This is a genomic window from Halorubrum sp. GN11_10-6_MGM, from assembly GCF_005435165.1.
GTDB lineage: Archaea > Halobacteriota > Halobacteria > Halobacteriales > Haloferacaceae > Halorubrum.
Genome location: NZ_SGUC01000021.1, coordinates 21,404 through 39,275, shown reverse-complemented (window position 1 = coordinate 39,275; position 17,872 = coordinate 21,404). Strand labels below are relative to the sequence as shown.

The 17,872-nt window shown below is 60.5% G+C and carries 16 protein-coding genes; 5 read left to right on the top strand and 11 right to left on the bottom strand.

What is annotated here, in order from left to right:
• Window positions 1–21 precede the first annotated feature (21 nt).
• Window positions 22–1,134, top strand: coding sequence for a TrmB family transcriptional regulator sugar-binding domain-containing protein (locus EXE46_RS11120; protein WP_137688465.1), 1,113 nt, complete (start codon window positions 22–24; stop codon window positions 1,132–1,134).
• A gap of 272 nt (window positions 1,135–1,406) precedes the next feature.
• Here EXE46_RS11120 and EXE46_RS11115 read toward each other — a convergent pair whose 3' ends face one another.
• The 6 genes from EXE46_RS11115 to EXE46_RS11090 form a co-directional block, all read right to left on the bottom strand.
• The gene (locus EXE46_RS11115) at window positions 1,407–2,438 is read right to left on the bottom strand and encodes a tyrosine-type recombinase/integrase (RefSeq protein ID WP_137688464.1); all 1,032 of its coding nucleotides are present in this window, start codon (window positions 2,436–2,438) and stop codon (window positions 1,407–1,409) included.
• A complete protein-coding gene (locus EXE46_RS11110; protein WP_137688463.1) occupies window positions 2,431–2,811 on the bottom strand; it encodes a DUF5805 domain-containing protein in 381 nt (126 codons plus the stop codon). Before EXE46_RS11110 ends, EXE46_RS11115 begins: the two co-directional genes overlap by 8 nt.
• A 461-nt stretch (window positions 2,812–3,272) precedes the next feature.
• A complete protein-coding gene (locus EXE46_RS11105) occupies window positions 3,273–4,178 on the bottom strand; it encodes a hypothetical protein (RefSeq protein ID WP_137688462.1) in 906 nt (301 codons plus the stop codon).
• A 108-nt stretch (window positions 4,179–4,286) separates the two neighbouring features.
• Window positions 4,287–6,059: an alanine-zipper protein gene (locus tag EXE46_RS11100; RefSeq protein ID WP_137688461.1), complete on the bottom strand. Its 1,773-nt coding sequence runs from the start codon at window positions 6,057–6,059 to the stop codon at window positions 4,287–4,289.
• Between the two features lie 95 nt (window positions 6,060–6,154).
• Window positions 6,155–6,988 carry an MBL fold metallo-hydrolase gene (locus EXE46_RS11095; protein WP_137688460.1) on the bottom strand — a complete coding sequence of 278 codons (834 nt, stop codon included), beginning with the start codon at window positions 6,986–6,988 and terminating at the stop codon, window positions 6,155–6,157.
• Between the two features lie 337 nt (window positions 6,989–7,325).
• Window positions 7,326–9,095 carry a transposase gene (locus EXE46_RS11090; RefSeq protein WP_199234154.1) on the bottom strand — a complete coding sequence of 590 codons (1,770 nt, stop codon included), beginning with the start codon at window positions 9,093–9,095 and terminating at the stop codon, window positions 7,326–7,328.
• 249 nt (window positions 9,096–9,344) lie between these two features.
• Here EXE46_RS11090 and EXE46_RS11085 point away from each other — a divergent pair, with 249 nt between their 5' ends.
• Both EXE46_RS11085 and EXE46_RS11080 read left to right on the top strand, forming a co-directional pair.
• Window positions 9,345–10,151 carry a hypothetical protein gene (locus EXE46_RS11085; protein WP_137688459.1) on the top strand — a complete coding sequence of 269 codons (807 nt, stop codon included), beginning with the start codon at window positions 9,345–9,347 and terminating at the stop codon, window positions 10,149–10,151.
• A gap of 121 nt (window positions 10,152–10,272) precedes the next feature.
• Complete coding sequence (locus EXE46_RS11080; protein WP_137687562.1) at window positions 10,273–10,491, top strand: hypothetical protein; 219 nt, start codon at window positions 10,273–10,275, stop codon at window positions 10,489–10,491.
• Between the two features lie 159 nt (window positions 10,492–10,650).
• Here EXE46_RS11080 and EXE46_RS11075 read toward each other — a convergent pair whose 3' ends face one another.
• Window positions 10,651–11,778 (bottom strand): PD-(D/E)XK nuclease family protein, encoded by a 1,128-nt coding sequence (locus EXE46_RS11075; RefSeq protein WP_137688458.1) that lies wholly within the window; start codon window positions 11,776–11,778, stop codon window positions 10,651–10,653.
• 682 nt (window positions 11,779–12,460) lie between these two features.
• The gene (locus EXE46_RS11070) at window positions 12,461–13,465 is read right to left on the bottom strand and encodes a Cdc6/Cdc18 family protein (RefSeq protein ID WP_137688457.1); all 1,005 of its coding nucleotides are present in this window, start codon (window positions 13,463–13,465) and stop codon (window positions 12,461–12,463) included.
• A 412-nt stretch (window positions 13,466–13,877) separates the two neighbouring features.
• On the opposite strand from EXE46_RS11070, the gene EXE46_RS11065 reads away from it, so the two are divergent.
• Window positions 13,878–14,138: a hypothetical protein gene (locus EXE46_RS11065; RefSeq protein WP_137688456.1), complete on the top strand. Its 261-nt coding sequence runs from the start codon at window positions 13,878–13,880 to the stop codon at window positions 14,136–14,138.
• A gap of 201 nt (window positions 14,139–14,339) precedes the next feature.
• Window positions 14,340–14,498, top strand: coding sequence for a hypothetical protein (locus EXE46_RS16860; RefSeq protein WP_158413947.1), 159 nt, complete (start codon window positions 14,340–14,342; stop codon window positions 14,496–14,498).
• Between the two features lie 265 nt (window positions 14,499–14,763).
• Here EXE46_RS16860 and EXE46_RS11060 read toward each other — a convergent pair whose 3' ends face one another.
• The 3 genes from EXE46_RS11060 to proC are packed head-to-tail and all read right to left on the bottom strand — an operon-like array spanning window position 14,764 to window position 17,798.
• On the bottom strand, window positions 14,764–16,146 hold the full coding sequence (locus tag EXE46_RS11060; protein WP_137688455.1) for a glutamate-5-semialdehyde dehydrogenase: 1,383 nt from the start codon (window positions 16,144–16,146) through the stop codon (window positions 14,764–14,766).
• A complete protein-coding gene (gene proB / locus EXE46_RS11055) occupies window positions 16,130–17,029 on the bottom strand; it encodes a glutamate 5-kinase (RefSeq protein ID WP_137688454.1) in 900 nt (299 codons plus the stop codon). Before proB ends, EXE46_RS11060 begins: the two co-directional genes overlap by 17 nt.
• A complete protein-coding gene (gene proC / locus EXE46_RS11050) occupies window positions 17,022–17,798 on the bottom strand; it encodes a pyrroline-5-carboxylate reductase (RefSeq protein WP_137688453.1) in 777 nt (258 codons plus the stop codon). Before proC ends, proB begins: the two co-directional genes overlap by 8 nt.
• Window positions 17,799–17,872 lie beyond the last annotated feature (74 nt).

Genomic DNA, 17,872 nt, shown 5'->3' with positions numbered 1-17,872 from the left:
GTCCTACCGAAGGGCGGCGTCATGAGCGGAACCGATCCCGGTCTCAGGGACCAACTGAAGTCGTTCGGGTTCTCCGACAAGGAGATTGATACGTACACGACTATCTTGACCCTCGGCGAGGCGAAAGCGAGCGCGATCGCAGAGGGGGCCGACGTCTCCAAGCGGTACGTCTACAACGTGTTGGGAGAGTTCGAGGACCGCGGGCTCGTCGAGATACACGACCACGAGACGCCGACCACCGTACGGGCGTTGGACCCGTCGACCGTCGTCGACCGGCTCTCCGGCACCCTCTCGGCCCTCGAAGAGAACCTCGACGCGCTCTACGATCCCGACCCGGAGGTCGACCGGCGCTACGAGGTTATCAAGTCGACGGCGACGGTCAGGAAGCGTATTTCGCGGCTGCTCCGGGAGGCGGAAAACGAGGTCAGCCTCTCGGTCCACGCGTCGATCGTCTCGGACCTCGCCGCCGACCTCAGGTCCGCGGTCGACCGCGGCGTACTCACGCTCGTGCTGGTCAACGACGACGGGACCGACGCGGCCGAAAGGGACCGATTCGACGGGTTGGGCAGCGCGGTGCGCGTCTGGGACCACACCGGTCCGATGATCCTCAGCGTCGACCGAACCCACGGCCTGTTCTCCCCGCCCGAGGTCGTCGTCGGCCCCCCGACCGACCAGCAGGCCATCGGCTTCACCGAGGACCGACTCTCACCGGCGCTGGTCGGATCTTTTCTCGGGAACTACTGGCCCCTCGCGACGGAGGTGTACGTCGACGAGCCGAGCGAGCCCCCGGAGACGTACGACCGGTTCAGACACGCGGTGTTGGACGCGACGCTCCACCGCCGCTACGGCCGTGAACTGATCGCGGAGGTGTCGGTGCGTCCCGCCCGGTCCTCCGAGCCGTTCGAGACGCGGCGCGGTCGGGTGACCACCGTGCGGCAAGGGCTCGTCGAACCGACGACGAACAACATCCCCATCGAGAACGCGTTGGTACTCGACGACGGAACCGAGGAGTTCACCGTCGGCGGGCCGGGCGCGATCATGGAGACGTACGAGGCCAGACGGGTCCGGCTTGAGGTCCCCGAGACGACCGATCAGTCCGTCTCCGAACTGCTCGCTTCCTCCTCGAAGATGTAGCCGCGCGTCGATCCGTTTCGTCGTCCCGTACCCGGTCACTCGGCCGATTTCTCGCCGATTCGACATCCGCGCGAGTCCTTGCGCCGCCGCCGTCATCGAATCGTCGCTTCGGAAGGCGTCACGCAACCCGTCGAGACCGTCGCTCGGCGCTCCCACGAGCGGAGCCGATTCACGGGGACGGCCCCACAATTGGATATCGCGATATACAGTTTATCAGTTTCGCGCCGAACAGATATCTGACCGATCGAACCCGACGAAAAGACGCGGATCGTTCAGATACGGAGTCGGTACACGTTCGCCTCGTAGACCTGCCGCACCTGATCCCCCCAGTTGTGCGTGTAGGTATCGATCACGTCGTCGGCGACGTCGCCGCGGAGGTACTTCACCACGCCGCGGTCGCCGGTCCTGTCCCGGAGGTGCGTCGTGAAGAAGTGGCGGAAGTAGTGCGGCGTAACGTTCTCGTCGGCGCCGCCACCGGTCCGGTACCACCCCTCCTCGCGTGCGTGCCGCTCGACGACGTGCCTGACCGCCTGCGGCTCTAGTCGTTCTCCCCATCCCTCCGCGGTGCCGACGAACAGCGGCTCCGCGGGCGACGGCGAGTCCGGTCGCACCGCGAGCCACGCCTTCAGCGTCCGGCGGAGCTCGTCGTCGACCGGGATCACGGTCCCGCGCTTCCGTTTGTTCGCCGCCGTTCGCACCTCGCCGTTCAACTCCTCGCCGACCGCCGCCTCGGCGGTCACGAAGATCGAGTCCGGTCGCTCGGACAGCGCCGGGCGCTCCCCGAGCGAATACTCCGCGTTGAGCTCCGAATCCGTGACAGAGAGGTCCCGCAGATCGAGGTTACACAGCTCGCCGACCCGCATTCCGGTTTTCAGGAGCGTCACCACGAGCGCGCGATGGAGCGGGTGACGGATCCCGGCGACGAACGACCGCATCGCCGGAACTGAGACGTCGCGTCGGGCCGGGTCTTTGTCGACGGTCTCGTCCATCTCCTCCATTACCAGCGTCATCGGGTTCGCGTCGAAGGCGCCCACCTCCGTCATATACCCGTAAAACCGGTGGAGGTACGCCGCGTACGTCGCGACCGTGCTGTCGGCGACGTCGCCCCGCAGCGAGTGGACGAACGACATACAGTCGCGGTGGGTCGCGGATTTCGGGGTCGCGTCGTCGAGAAACCCCTCGAAGCGCCTGAGTACGCGCTCGTACGCCGCCCTCGTTCGGTCCGTCTTCCCGTGGTACGTGAGATCTTCGAGGAAGTAGCCGACCGGATCGTCGGGATCGGGAGCCGTTCGCGCGCTACTCATCGGTCAACACGTACCCTCCCTCTCGACCGCTGTACCGAACGCGGTTTCGTTCCTGGAGATCGTCGAGGGTCGCCTCCAACTCGTCCTCGACGTCACCGACCACGACCTGAACGAGTTCGTCCCACGAACGGGGTCCCGATTCGAGAGCCCTCTCGACCCCACTTTCGAGGTCGTGACCGCTGGGGTCGGAGGGGTCGGAAGCGGGTTCCACTCGTTCCCCGGATTCGGCCGGTGCGAATCCACGGCGTCCAGCTTGGACCATCGTTCTGACGAACTCGCTCAGCGACATCCCGAGCTCGTCGGCGTGGTCGCGCCACACGTCCTTCTGTTCCGTCGGCACGTACGTCTTCACCGACTGTCGGTCGCCTCCCATCGTTCTCGGACGGGCGTTCTCGGCGGCCCGACTTCAATCTATCCCACAATTTCGGATAAAGTCACTTATCCTCGTCTATAGAACTCATATTCACCCGGATAAAATAGCATATGCTGGATTGTAAGACTACAGCCATCGATAAGTAGTACTAGAATAAAAGATATACAAAACGCTCGCTGATCCACCGAACGCGGCCGGATCGAATCGAGTTCGTGTCGCCGAGTCGGTCGGGCACACCTTCGGCCCGGTCGTGTTGTCGCACCCGCTCACGGGAACGAAGCGAGCGAGCTCTCGGCGGTAGCTCGAAGTTGGGCAGGAGAACTACGGTTTGGAACACAGGAGACGGATGGGGTGGCGATCACCTATCGATTCGCGATCAACGTAGATTCATACACCCCACGCCCTCGGGAACGCCTCTCAGGTGGAACGCGTATATCGTATTTCGCGATATCGTCTGCGGGTCAGACGCGAATTTCCGAGTCGGTCGCCTCGCGTTCGAGCGCTCGGAGCACGCGGGAGACCGGATCGCCCGTCTCGGCGGCGTTACGCATCAGAACCGTCTCGCTCGGGAAGAGGTGTTCGCCGACGGCGAGACCGTGTTCACGCGCCGTCGAGCCGGTGACGGTGAGGTACACGCCGAGTCCGACCCTCGCTATCGCGGCCTCCTCTTCCTCGTCGGCGCCCGGATGGACGAATTCGACGCCGTCGAGCGCGTCGGTTCCCAACACGGCGGTGACGAGGCGCTCGTACCGCGGCGAGATACACAGCGGCCCCTCGTAGTCGGCGAGATACGCGCGGTCGAACGTCGTGTTCGGCGCCCGCTCCTCCTCGCGCCCCATCAGGGTGTGGAACACGGTGTCTCCGAGCCCGGTCACCACGCGCACGTCGGTGTCGAGCGGGTCGATGCGGTCGTTGATGTCGGAGATGGTGCCGAGCCCCGTGTCTCGGATCCCGACCACCTCCTCTAAGACGAGGTCGGCCGAGTCGAATCCGAGCGCGAACTCGTGGGTCCGGAGCGCCCGGAACGGTTCCTCGCGACCGACAAGTTTGACCGTTACGTCGCCTAGATCGACCGTCGCGGCGTCGAAGACGATCCGACGCGGTTTGCCGTTTCGGTCGTCGCGAAGCAGCGTGAACTCGGGCTCGGCCGGGGTCGCCGGGTCGGAGTACTCGGCGAGGCGCTCGTAGGGACCCGCGTCAGCGTCGACGGACCCCTTCGTGACGGCCTTCTCGTACCGGAGCGTGTTGCTCACGCCGTCCGCGAGCCGGTCGAGGCGGTCGCCGTCCGCGACGGCCGCGATCCGCTCTAAAACCGCTTCGAGCGGGCGCCCCTTGCGGGGAACCGCGACCGGAACCGGATCACTCATTGTCCGTTCTGCGAGCGGGCGCGTAAAACGGGTTGCGTTTTTGAACCGGGTCGACGGCGGGCGATCGACGCTTCCTCGTCTCCGACTACGGCGTCGAAGACGGTCGGTTCAGGGACCGAACGCCTCGTTGAGTCGAGAGCGGAACTCGTCGAGCTCGTCGAGGTGCTCGTTTATCTCGTCTAACTCGGCGGCGACGTCGTCGAGGTCGTCCCCGAGACGGTTCTCGATGTCGGTGAGCCGCGAGTCGACCTCCGCGAGGTCGTCCCACAGGTCGTCGAACTCCTCGTCGAAGCGGTCGAGTCCGGACTCCACGTCGCCGACGCGCTCGGCGGCGTCGGCGGCCCGCTCTTCGGCGTCCTGGGCCTGCTCCTCGGCGCTCTCGGCGCGCTCGGCTGCCTTGTCGACCTCCTCGTACAGCGTTTCGACGTCGTCGCCCAGGTCGTCGACGGTCTCCGCGACCGCGTCCGCCTGCCCCTCGATTCGGTCGACGTCGGCGTCGAGCCCCTCCACGTCGCTCTCGACGGCCGAGACGGCCGCCTGAACCGATTCGACCGAGTCGTCGATAGTCTCGACCTCGTCTTCGACGGCCCGCACGTCGGCTTCAACGCTGCGCACGTCGTCCTCGACGGCGTCCACGCGATCGTCGACCGCGTCGACATCGTCAGCGGTCGACGCGATGGCGGCGTCGACGCGGTCGACGTCCGACTCGATCGCCTCGCGCTGGTCGTCCGCGTCGTCGAGGCGATCATCGAGAGCGTCGACCTCGGACTCCACGGCGTCGACGCGTTCGTCGATCCCGTCGAGGATCTCACGGGCGGTGCCCTCGCCGTCGATGAACTCGGCGAGCGCGTCGGCGTACGCCTCGATGTCGGCCACGCTCGACTGAAGCCGGGCGATCCGCACGTCGACGCTGCGCGGCACGCCGCCCGCAAACTCCCGCTCGATCGTGGCGATGTCCTCCTCGTCGGCCGCGCCGCTTCGGATCTCCGCCGCCAGCGCCGCCGCGAGACCGCCTTCGCCGGGCAGGCTCGCGGTCTCGTCGGGCTCCGACTCGGCGTCGGCGACCCCCTCGTGCTCGCCGTCAACGGACTCTTCGGCACCCGCGTCGTCCGTTTCAGGCGGCTCCTCGGGTTCCTCGTCGTCGTCTGTCGACACCGTCTCGTCGGCCGATTCGGCTTCGGTTTCCGGCTCGGTCGCGGCGCCGAGCGGGTCTCCCTCGTGGGCCGTGACGGCGGCCGTCCCTTCGCCGACCGCACGTGGTTCGGGTGCGTCGGGTTCGTCGTCGACCTCGGGTGCGTCGGGTTCGTCGTGAGCTTCGGGGGCGTCCGGTTCGGCCTCAGGGGCGTCGGGTTCAGCTTCGGGGGCGTCCGGTTCGGGCTCTTCGATGGAGCCGCCGGCCGGATCTTCCGGCAGTAGCTCCTCGTCTTCCGCCATTCCGGGGAGCGTCGCACGGTCTCCGGAGAGCACCTCGCGCACCGCGTCCGTGTCACCGGCGCCGAGGACGTCTTCGATCTCCTCGCCGACCGGGACGTGTTCGATCACCGGCGTTCCGAGGAACCCGTCGAGGTCGGGGTCCTCGTCGCGGATTCCGAACACGGTCTCGACGCTCTCGTCGGGGTCGATGACGCGCTCGAACTCCACCCGATGGTCCTTGTACGCCGTCCAGTTCTCGCTCTCGTACTCCGGGTGGAACCCGACTCGGTCCATCGGGAACGACTCCGGGATCCGGTCGACGATACGCACCCGTACGGGATCCTCGCGGTGCGAAGAGAGGGTGTACATGACCGCGGGCACCGGGAACGCGTCGTCCGTGAAGGATTTCTCGACGCGGATGCCGTCCTCGTCGACGGTCGTGGCCGCCTCAGCCGTCCGTTCGCTCATATCCCACGGTCCCGGAGCAGGGGCTTAAATTCCACGGGCCGGGTTTCGCGGCTGATAACCGACACACGCCGCGAAATCGGCCGCTCGACTCCCGTTTACAGGTCGATCCGGTCGCCGATCTCGACTATCTCCAGCCGGTCCGGCGACTCGTAGCTCCGGACGTGGTCGTGGAGCGCGGTCGGGTCGGCGGTCAGCCCCTTCCACATGTCCCAGTGGGTCGGAACCAGCCGGTCGAGCCCGAGGTCGTTCGCGGCCGTCGCGATCTCGTTCTCGTCGCTGTACCACTTCGTCTGGACCGGCTCGCCCGTCTCCTTGTCGGGAATCGTTCCCTCAGAGCCGAACGCGAGGATGCCGAGGTCGATGTCGAACCGCTCGCCGAGCTCGGTGAAGGACGGCGAGGGCTTGCTGTCGCCCGCGTGGAACACCGTGCCCGCGTCGTGTTCGATCACGTAGCCGACCGGGTGGGTGGCGTCGGCGTCGCGCGTCTCCACGACGTGAACCGTGAACTCGCCGATCCGCAGCTCGTCGCCCTCCCGAACCTCGGTGAAGGCGGCCTCGCTGAGCGCGTACTCGTCGGTCCACGCCTCCTCGTCGCGCGCGACCGCGAGGGAGTCGTCGGGCGCGACGAGGTCGGCGTCGGTGTTTTCGAGGATCGGTGCCTGCGAGGGGCCGTGGACATGGTCGGTGTGCTCGTGGGTGGCGAGCACGGCGTCCGCGACGTCGACGTCCGCGGGATCGAAGGGGATCGGGATCATGCGTATCGTCCGCGGCGGGTCGCCCGTGCCGACGTACGGGTCGATCCAGAGGACGGTCCCCTCGCTCCCCTTGATAGCGAAGCCGTTACAGCCCAGATACCACAGCGCCACCGTGTCGGGGTCGGCGTCGGCCACCGCGCGCGGCAGCCAGTCGCCCCAGTCGGAGTCGGCCATGGACGACGCTGCGGGAGCGGCGGAGGTAATAATTCCGGAGTTCGTCGGTTTTCGGAGGATTGCGTCGGCATGGATCCGACGCATTTTCGTCGCGGACGCAACGAGTAAACCCCATTCCGCTATACCAAATGTGTGCGCTGTGGTTGCGATTCCCCGGTGTTTGCTGTACGGAATCCCCAGTTTTTGACCAACTCACTCGCCAATCAGCCGCTGATCACTGCGAAAACTCTCCATATAACTGTCAAAGACAGGACATCTGCTAAAATACCGGTAAAAATCAAGGAGCTGTGTACTGAAGGCTCTACGCGAACAGTCGAACGCGAACCTCAGTGAGCGGCTATATTAGTCGTGTTAGCTGCCGATCGAGAAACGATAGGAACCGTTGCGCAGTTATCCGCGGTTTCGACCGAAATTCTCTGTCGAGCCCAGCCTGTACAAGGAAATCAACCATCAGCCACGCATTGTACAGAAGCACAGCGAACCCGAAATGCCACAACCGAACCTCAAACTCCTTCGATGTCGTCCATGCAGCGAACTCTTTGATCTTCTTGTACGCCGTTTCAATCCCACCTCTCCGGTTGTACTGCTCAACTTTTCGCTTGGTCTGCCGGCGGTCAAGCGCAATCTCATCGTCTGCATGTGTGTTCGTATAGAACGGAACCGCAGCTTGGTCCTCTTCAGGAATGAGTTCTTCACCTTCATCAGCCGTTTCGCCGTACCCGTACTGTTCGTCATCAGGATCACCAGGTAACCCGATGAGCGTTGTCGTGACGCGCTCGTTCGACACCCCGTGTTTCACCGCTCCGCGCAACGCCCACTCCTGCTCAACAGAAACGATTCCTTGCTCCATGTCTACGTTCCGCTTGAGCCAGAGTTTCGTTCGGTCGTTCCGCGGAGCTGGCATCAAGTACCGCATGTTATGCTGTTCAAACGCTGCAATCGTATCAGCGGATGCGAATGCTCGGTCAGCGTACACGCACCGCGGCGTCACGTGGCGTTTCGTTTTCGAGAGAAGTTTCCGAACGACATCCCCTGCCACGTACGATTTCTCTTCACCTCCCGGATACGCTTGGTTGTCGGTGAAGTCTGGGTTACCGACTGGCAGCATCCCGACAACCATGTGGACTCCCTCCCCGACGAGTGTTGCAGTGGCGAATTTGTGACACCACTTGTACTGTTTGTGATCAGGCGTGCCTGACACCCATTTGAGCCCTTCACGTTCACCGTAGTACGCGACGTACGTGATGTCGATCGCCATGAACACAGGGTCTGGGAACTCAGCGTACGGTTTGATACGGGTCAACGCGCGGTGAGCTGCGCTGTTCACCATGTCCGTAATCGCGTTTACCGAGAGTTTGTGGATAGCGTTGAGTAATGTCTCACCTCGCATCCCGTCTTCATAGAACGGGTCGCTCGGTTGGATGTCCTTCTTGTCTGCGAGTTTATCGCCGTGGAGGTCCGCGCCGTTATTCGCAGCTACACCCTTCATTCCCATGATAGTCATCAATTCCAACATATCGTCCTGATCGTAAATCGCGTTCTTAGGACGAGGGAGATCGAGAGCAGGAAACACAACGCCAGCCATTTCGTTCAACACTTCCTTCGTCTTCTTTCGGAGTAGACGCTGTTCTGTTCGTTTCGACGTCCCATCTGTTTCTTCGAATTCCAAGCCAGTGTGCCCACCGATTGGACTGCCGCGTTCAGTAGCAATTTCGTCGATTGTTTTTGCGGTCGTTTCGATAGTCCCCTGTAGGGACTCAAATCGTTCTCTCCATGCGCGAGCGAACGTGTCCCCGTGTGGGATGTCATCTTCGGAGAACCCAAACGCCTCAGCAGTCTCTGGGTTCGATTTTAGACGGTCAGAAAGACCAGTAACGGATTCATCCTCGGTTTTTGCCCACAGCATTGCCAAGAACATCGGCTCGAAATCTGTTGTTTCAGCGTGCCACTCAGGGTACGCATCATCACGCTGGTACATTGAGACATCAAGTTCCTGACCGAGATCCGCCCAATCAGTTCCATCGTCTATGACATCGTCAGCTTGCTGTGAGATCATATTCAACGCAGGACCAGAACCGAGTTCATCGACAGCGGATGGGTCACTCATCGAAACCACCGTCCACGCGTGAACGCGCGCAATACGTCCGTGAGATACGACAGAGTGCGATTGCGCCAACCATAGAGATAGTAACTCGAATATGGAGCATATGTATGCGGGTGTAGTTTCCGAATGAATGGTTAAATAAAGTGTCTTGAGGCCTATTCTTCAGGTTTTCTAGGTTTCTCGAATATCTAGTTATTTCCAAATTGGAGTTAGACTGGGTTTCTAAATGGACCGGCCTTGAACGGAGATCTGATGGCTGTAACCCTTCAGGAGTTTCTACAGAGTAAAGGCGGAGTTGGGCTACTGTCGCTACTTCACGAGCGCCCGATGACGTATTCGGAAATCGAACCGGAAATAGATGTGACGTCTTCAACTATTGTTGCACGGCGTGACGAGGCTGCCGAACTCGGACTGTTGGACGTTTCTCTCGGTGAGGGTGAAGTCGGGACCAAACGCGTGTATACTTTGACCGATATGGGCGAGTTCCTGACGGACAAGATGGCACGAGAGGGAATTGTCAGTAACTACCGAAAGATGCGGGCGCATCAACAATCGGTAGACGAACAGACAGACGGTCTTGTACAGTGGATGAAAGAGAACCCATCGGAGCTCCTACAGTTTCGAAATGGTGGTGATGGAACCATTATCAGCAAAGACGACATGGACGAGGATTCGGACAGTGAAACAAACACGAACTATTCCCCATCACCGAGTGAACGTGAGGAAGTACCTGATGCTGACAAGTACGCTAGCAACTTGGATGACCCAGAAACCGAGCCACCTGCACGGCCGAGTGAGGGAGATAACTTCCCTCCTGAAGATGAGTTACCTGTGGACCTGATACCACCCGAGGATTCGGATTCAGAAACTAGCGATACAGAGGCGGACGATGACGAGGAAACCACCGATGATTCATCGAGTGGGTCTGCTTCTTCATCAGATCGTGCTCCCGATCTCGATCAATCGACAGACCCAGAGGAATTGGAACAAGAAAGGCTCGAAGAAGTATCCTATGATGAATATCCACCGAGCGAAGAAGACGACGACACTGATTCGTAGGGAGTTGCGATTCTGTTGAACTCCTCAGTGATGCTACGTGTTGTTCCCGTTGTGGTCAGTACAGGGGATAGACGTAGCAACAGTCGATGCTCTTTTTATTATAAAGATTGTATAGTATATTATGATCTCGCTCCAATTTGCGATTCCTCCTGCTGTTGGGCTTCTGGCTATAGTATGGCTTATTTTGCCCTTTGTAGTAAGCTACTGGGTGTACACCGATGCCAAGAAACGCGGCAACAACAACGCCGCGTTGTGGGCTATTGGTGTCGGCGTGCTCACAATCACGACGTTTTTCGGGGGGATACTCGCACTCGTCGTCTACATTTGGAGTCGCAACTAACTGACGGTCCTCGTTTACGCTATTCGAAAACGTTGGTGATACTCTTACTCTCTACAGTACTATCGCCACGGGGACGAGTTACTGACGAACAAGCACCGTTCAGTGACCAGCTGTTTCAGACAAGAATATGTCTGAAGAATCGGATTCTAAGAGCCCGGGTCACTGCTGTTCAGCCGGTTCTGGCCCGCTTAGAGTAAGTAGCTCCCCATCAGTAAGGCATTCAGAACAGACCGGTGGTTCAGACGTATCACCGTCCCAGTCTACAGCATCCCAAGCGTAGGTCTCACTACACCGGGGGCACGACCAGTCGTACACACTGTACGTGTCCGTGAGATCAGAGAATACATGAGCGAGTGTTGGGGTGAGTTTCGCATCGGCCCGTGAGTCAAGATAGTCGGTGAGGTTCTCTCGGTCATACTCTTCAAACAGTGGGAGTAACCCGGTGTACCCTGTGTCTGCGTACGGTGTATTAGCTTTCCCACACCGATGTTTGAAAGAGCAATAGTTGCACTCCCAGTCACGCTCGGGCGTTGCCGGCGGTAATTCACCATCCTGTTCATACTCCGTTTGGGCTACCATCCACTCGACGATTGTGTCCCAGAACTCTGAGTTGAACGTGACATGGAAGGTTTTGAGATCAAATGTTTCACGCGATCCGTACACGAGCATTCCGTCGGTAATGGAGTGGTCACTCATCTCATTGAGTGCATGTAGGTAGGCGTGGAGCTGCGCTTTGTGGTGACTCTTCGGCTCATCAAGGTGGTCTAGAGAGGTTGTTGTCTTAATTTCTGTCAGAAACAGTGGGTTAGCCTCACTCGTGACGATTGCTGGGTCAGTAGACCCTCGAATCCGGAGCTCTGTCCTGTCTCGACTGATGGTCGTATCTATCCACAACGAGTTCTGTACGTACAACTGGTCGGGGATGACCTCTTGCAGGTATGGGACGATGAAATCCTCCTCGAAGGCACTGCCGACCCAGAATAGCCCCTTCGGGGGCACACCTTCTCGTGGTGCGTTCTGTCGGGCGTAGCTCGCTTTCCGGTGACACTGTAGCAGTTTGCTCGGGGTGTGACGTTCCGGGTCTTTCGGCGGCGACAGCCCATTGAAATACGCTTTGCCCTCCAAGATGTTCTGCTCAAATTGCTGTTCGTTGTACCACTCGGTGAAGGTCCGATTCGAGACACGGTGAACGATGTTCTCTGTGACGTTGAGATCAGTACCAACCGCGCCTGTTTCGTCGACGGGAATATTGAACTCGGGGCCTTTCTGTGGATTATCACCAGTCATACGAATAGGACGTGCAGTCGGGGTCAAAGGCAAGGGCGTGTTGTTTCCGAAAGCTTCTGTTGAAGCCCTCAGTAGATGAGAGATTTGGCTTTGTTGTGGTCAGTACAGGGGGCTCACGAGTCATTCAGTACAGTATATACATATACAATCAGTAGTCAGATTTCTAATTGACAGCTCGCAACCGTTCCGGCACAACCGTGCGTTCTGCTGTGTGAGCAAAGAGCAGTCCAACGTAAGCCCCAATAATGAGAACGTCAGATGACGGTATAAACGGGGGTGCGCCGAACGCAAGTAGAAGACCGAGAGTGAGAGGAAAGACAATCATACCGATACCAAATGCTACTAATGACAAACGCTCTCGGCGCTGTTCCGGATATCGGTCACGCGCAACCCAGACAACCGGACCGGCAAGGAGTGCGATACCGACTCCAATACCCACAACAGAGCCCCATGGAATGAAACCACCCTCCATGAGTCGGAGAAGGCTCAACAGAGCGTATATTCCTACAAATACGAATACAAGGAATTGTCGTGTAGCGGGTGAGAGCGAGGGGGCCATATATCAAAAAACAACCTGCGTTGTATAAAATATTATCACAGGGAAGCCGAACCACTTGCAGTATTCAGCGGCCAGTTGTTTCAGGTATAAATATGTCTGAAGAAGAGATTTCAACAGGGCTCATTACGCGACTGTACGGTAGGTCCGCCCCCGCGTGTTGCCTTCTGCCTCGATGAGATTGTAGTGTTCAAGCTTCGATAAGTAGTTCCGGACCATGCGTTGCGTCTTTGGATCACCCACTCGATTACAATACTCCTCGTACAATTCATTCGGTTGGATTTCTCCGTACTCGGTGATGGCCTTGTATAGGACTTCCTGGTGGGTAGTGAGACGATCAACGGTTTTCTGCTTGATTTCCGATTTCGCTTCCGGAGTCACTTTCCGAATAACGCCATCGCCGATTTTATTCATCTGTTGAGCGTTGGCGGTGCGAGCAGCTTGGCGAAGTATTCCAATAGCCACGCGAGCATCACCAGCTGCATTATTCGCAATTAGACTCAATTCGTTCGCGTTGATTACGTCTGGGTTGAGTCCCCAAGAGACACGATCGTGGAGGATAGCAACCAATTCGTCGTGGTGGTATTGTCTGAAATGGATGCGGGTGGCGTTAGCGAGGCGGCTGTTGATTCGGTCATCAACATCTGCGAAGACTCCCTGTTCATTGTTTGCGATGAGGATCATTGTGAGGCCGCGAATCCGGTACAGATCGTACAGGAGACTCTTGTCTTCTAGCTGGTCTACTTCATCGAGGATAACAACATAGGGTGGGCCGTCGTAGTCGCGGAGACGATCGAGGAGCTGGTCTCGCGGGGTTGACTGTCGGTGAATGTCGATTGTTTTGTTGATGCCCTCTAGGAGGGTGTAGAGCGTTTTGAAGCGGCTGTAGTCCTCCCAGCAGTTGACGTACTGGTGGTTGAGGTCAACGACGTTCTCGCGCAGTCGCTCAACGGTGAACTGTGCGATGCAGGTTTTCCCGACGCCGGATGGGCCGTGGAGGAATGCGGGGTCAGTAGAGTTTCCATCAAGAATGGGCTGCAGGACGCTTGAGAGCGTGTTGACTTCGGCGTCTCGATGCGTCACCTCCCGTGGGATGAACTCCGGTTGGAGTACCCGAGCGTCCGTGATCATGGGTGTCGACGAGAGGCGAGGCTAATAAATGGAAGTGTGGCGTTTCCGAATCTTCCGAATGTATCCTGGCGTTTTGAAATCATGAGTTCACTGTCTCCCCACAGAGGAATCGGCTGGGCTTTGTTGAAATCCCCAGTGAGTACATATTTCTGCCCGGTTCCGGTCAGTGTAGGTGACTCAGGAATCGCTCAGTACAAGTATCCGACATCAGGAGAATGTGGCTCTGTTGAAATCCTCAAACAGTGATATATTCTGACCCAGTCGCGGCCAGTACAGATGGTGAAGTCAGCGTTCAGTTATTATCGGTTTCATACGTTCTTGTGTGGATCAGCCAGTCGTTCTATGAGTGAAAGAGTCCATTTGGAGCAATCTGCCCGAAAGACTTTACGTAAAAAGTACACATTTACACGTGATGAGCACCTCTACGTACAGCCGTCGCCCGTTGGCAATAGCCGGCCTGACTTACTTCGGATCTGTTCTCGTAGTCGGGCTTCCATTGATGTATGCTATGTATGTGTTTTTCGTAGATACAGCTATTCTGTTTAACCTGAACCTTGGTGCCGCTTTCTTGTGGCAAATACTCCTGCTGGCAGTAGCCTTCTTGATCGGCATCTCAGTTGCCGGAAAAGTCGCAGACTACGTACTCAAGAAATTCTCTAAAAAGGTGGAGTAACGCGGTATTGTACTGACTGCTGGCTTTCGTCTAAGCGAGTGGTAGATACTAAATCGGCTCAATATGACCGGCTGTTTCACATGATGTTATGTCTGAAGAATAGGATTTCAACAGAGCCTCACTAGTAGACTAGATCTCCATATAGTACGAGGCCGGCTGAGATGGCGAGAGATTATCTGTAATGAACAGAATATGATTAACATGAGCGCAAACAAGAGTATCATCGGTGTTCAGGTATCGATACTAGGCTTGGCGGTAGCTAACTTCTACCGAGGGTCAGATATATTCGGGTTTTTAGTGCCTGTTGCCCTCTTATTATATGGTTCGTATCTGGTTGGGAATAACGAGTTTGATCGTTGAGAAGTAAGATACGCAGGTCTCATCGAACAGCTGTTTCAGACAAGAATACATCTGAAGAAGGGTATTTCAACGGAGACAATATTTTCTAACGGATGGTTTCAGTAGAGGTCGTCTAGATTGAATCCCGTACAGCAATTTTGGCATCCGCAACTACAGTGTGCGTGTCACCTGATTCGCCCCAATCCGCGATCTACCGAAAAATCGGAACGAGACGCCGTCTACTCGGAAGGGAAATCGAGAGTGAAATTCCGACCCGCGCGAACCGCTACTGCTCCCTCGACAGCCGACCGGGCGTCCAGTCGACGCCGTCGAGTTCCAGGTGCGTGAACGGGAGCGCGTCCTCGCCGCTGTAGCTCGCGACGAGGTGGCCGTCGCCTTCGAGGTAGTACTTGTACGTCGTGAGCCCCTCCAGCCCGACCGGGCCGCGGGCGTGGATCTTCCCGGTGGAGATCCCGACCTCCGCGCCGAGGCCGTAGCGGTAACCGTCCGCGAACCGGGTCGACGCGTTGTGGAAGACGCTCGCGGCGTCGACGCCGGTCATGAACGCTTCCGCCGTCTCGGTGTCCTCGGTGAGGATGGACTCGGTGTGTTTCGAGCCGTGGTCGTTGACGTGGTCGATCGCGTCGTAGGGGTCGCCGACGACCTTGATCGACAGTTCGAGGTCGCCGTACTCGGTGTCCCAGTCGTCGTCGGTCGCGGGCGCAACGTCGACGACCTCGCGCGTGCGCTCGTCGCCGCGCAGTTCGACGCCGGCGTCCTCGTAGCGCGCGACGAGATCCGGGAGGAACGCGTCGGCGACGGAGTCGTGGACGAGCAGCGTCTCGACCGCGTTACAGACGGCGGGGTACTGTACCTTCGCGTCGAAGGCCACGTCTTCCGCCATCTCCAGGTCGGCGTCCGCGTCGACGTACACGTGACAGATCCCCTCGGTGTGACCGAGCACGGGGATCTGCGTGTTCTCCTGGATGTAGGAGACGAACTCCGAGGAGCCGCGGGGCATCACGAGGTCGACCCGGTCGTCGAGTTCGAGGAGGCGATCGACCTCCTCGTGGGCCTCGACGTGGGCCGCCCACCCGTCGGGGAGGTCGGGAGTGGCCTCGACGATCGCCTCGTGGAGGATTCGGTTCGACTCGCTCGCCTCGCTGCCGCCCTTGAGGACGACGGCGTTGCCGGACTTCAGCGCGAGCGCCGCGATCTGGACCAGCGCGTCGGGCCGCGACTCGAAGACGGTCGCGACCACGCCGATCGGCACCGCCACGCGGTACAGCTCCAGGTCCTCGTCGAGCTCGCGGGCCGCGAGCGTCTCGCCGAGCGGGTCGTCCTGTTCGGCGACCGACTCCACCATCGAGGCGATCTCCTCGATTTTCGTCTCGTCGAGCTTCAGGCGGTCGACCAGGGCCTGCGTGTACTCGCCGTCCGCGAGCATCGCCTCCGCCGCCGCGACGTCCTCGGCGTTCGCCTCGAGGATCTCGGCCTCGCGGTCGCGGATCGCGTCGGCGATCGAGCGCAGCGCCTCGTTTCGAGTCGCCTCGTCGGCGTTCGCGAGCCGGAGCGCCGCGCGCTCGGCCCGCCGGGCCAGCTCGTCGGTGTCGGCTTCCACGTCGCTATCGGGTTCGGTGTCGGGGGCGTTCTCACTCATCGTCGTCACCCGTCTTCGGGACGAATAGCGTGCCCGCCGGCTTACCCGCTGCGATCCGCGCCAGCACGTCGCGCTCGGCGGAGCCCGCGATGATCGCGGGGATCCCGTGGCGGCTCACGTCGTGGGCGCCCTCCACCTTCGTGCGGATGCCGCCGAAGTCGGTCTCCGTTCCGCCGCCGACGATCTCGCGGAGCCGCTCGTAGCCGTCGTCGACCGCCTCGATCAGCTCCGCGTCGGCGTCGCGTTTCGGGTTCCCGGTGTAGACGCCGTCGACGTCGGTGAGCGTCACGAGGAGGTCGGCGTCGAGCCCGATCGCGATCGACGCCGACAGCATGTCGTTGTCGCCGATCCGCAGCTCGTCGGTCGCGACCGCGTCGTTCTCGTTGACGACCGGGACGACCCCCCACGACAGCAGCGTCTCGACGGTGTTTGTGAAGTTGTCGAACCGCTCGGGCGCGTCGAGGTCGGTCCCCGTCACGAGGATCTGCGCCACGTCCTGGTCGAACCGCTCGAAGCTCTGCGTGTAGTGGCGCATCAGCAGCCCTTGGCCGACCGTCGAGAGCGCTTGGCTCTCGGCGATCGACTCGACGCCCTCTCGCGACTCGGGGCCCACGTCGAGCCGGCCCGTCCCGGCGCCGACGGCGCCCGAGGAGACCAGCACGACCTCCGTGCCGCGCTCGCGGAGGTCCATCACGTCCGCGACGAGCTTGTCCAGCTTCACGCGGTCGAGCCGGGAGGCGTCGTCGGTCAGCGAGTTCGTCCCCGCCTTGACGATCACCCGATCCGCCTCGGCCGCCTCTCGCCGGGCGGTTTCGACGCGCTCCGGGTCGGCCGTGCCGACTCGACTCCCGCCGCCGGCGTCCGTCCGCTCGACGCCCGCGTCCTCAGGCATCGTCGAACGCCTCGGCGAGTTCTCGCGACCGACGCTCAGCGGCCGCGACGGCGTCTTCGACCGCCGCGTCGGCGTCGCTGTCCCACAGCACCTCCATCCCCTCGATCGTCGTCCCGTTCGGCGAGCAGACTGCGTCGATGAGTTCGTCGACGCTGCGGTCGTCGCGCAGCACGGTCTCCGCCGCACCCTTGAACGTCTGCGCCGCCAGCGTCTCCGCTTGTTCGGGGTCGAGCCCGCCGTCGATCCCGCCCTGTTTCATCGCGTCGATCAGGTAGAAGGCGAACGCGGGGCCGCTGCCGTTGACCGCGGTCGAGACGTGCATCAGCGACTCGTCGACCTCGACGAACTCCCCGACCGCGCCGAGCATGGCGCGGACCTCGTCGGTGAGCCCCGCGTTCGTCGCCGCCGCGGCCATGTCGCCCGTCTCCGCGGCGAGGTTGGGCATGATGCGGACGACGGACGCGTCCGTGCGCTCGTCGACGAACTCGCGGGGGAGCCCCGCGGCCAGCGTCACGAGCTGCTGGTCCGCCCGCAGGTCGAGCTCGTCGAGGACCGCCGGCGCCACGTCCGGCTTCACCGCGAGGACGACGATGTCGGCGTCGCGCGCCGCCGCCACGTCCTCGGTCGTCTCGTCGACGGCGTCTTCGATCGCGGCGAGGGCCTCGGAGTCGAGGTCGATCGCCGTCAGGTGGTACCCCTCCGCGCGGGCGAGGCCCCTGAGCAGGGCGCCGCCCATGTTCCCGCAGCCGATTACGCTCACTCGAGTCATTTGGCCCTACGGAGTCGGTCGGCGGACATACCAACTGCGGTTTTCGCAAGATTCCGCGCAGCTGGCGATTTCAG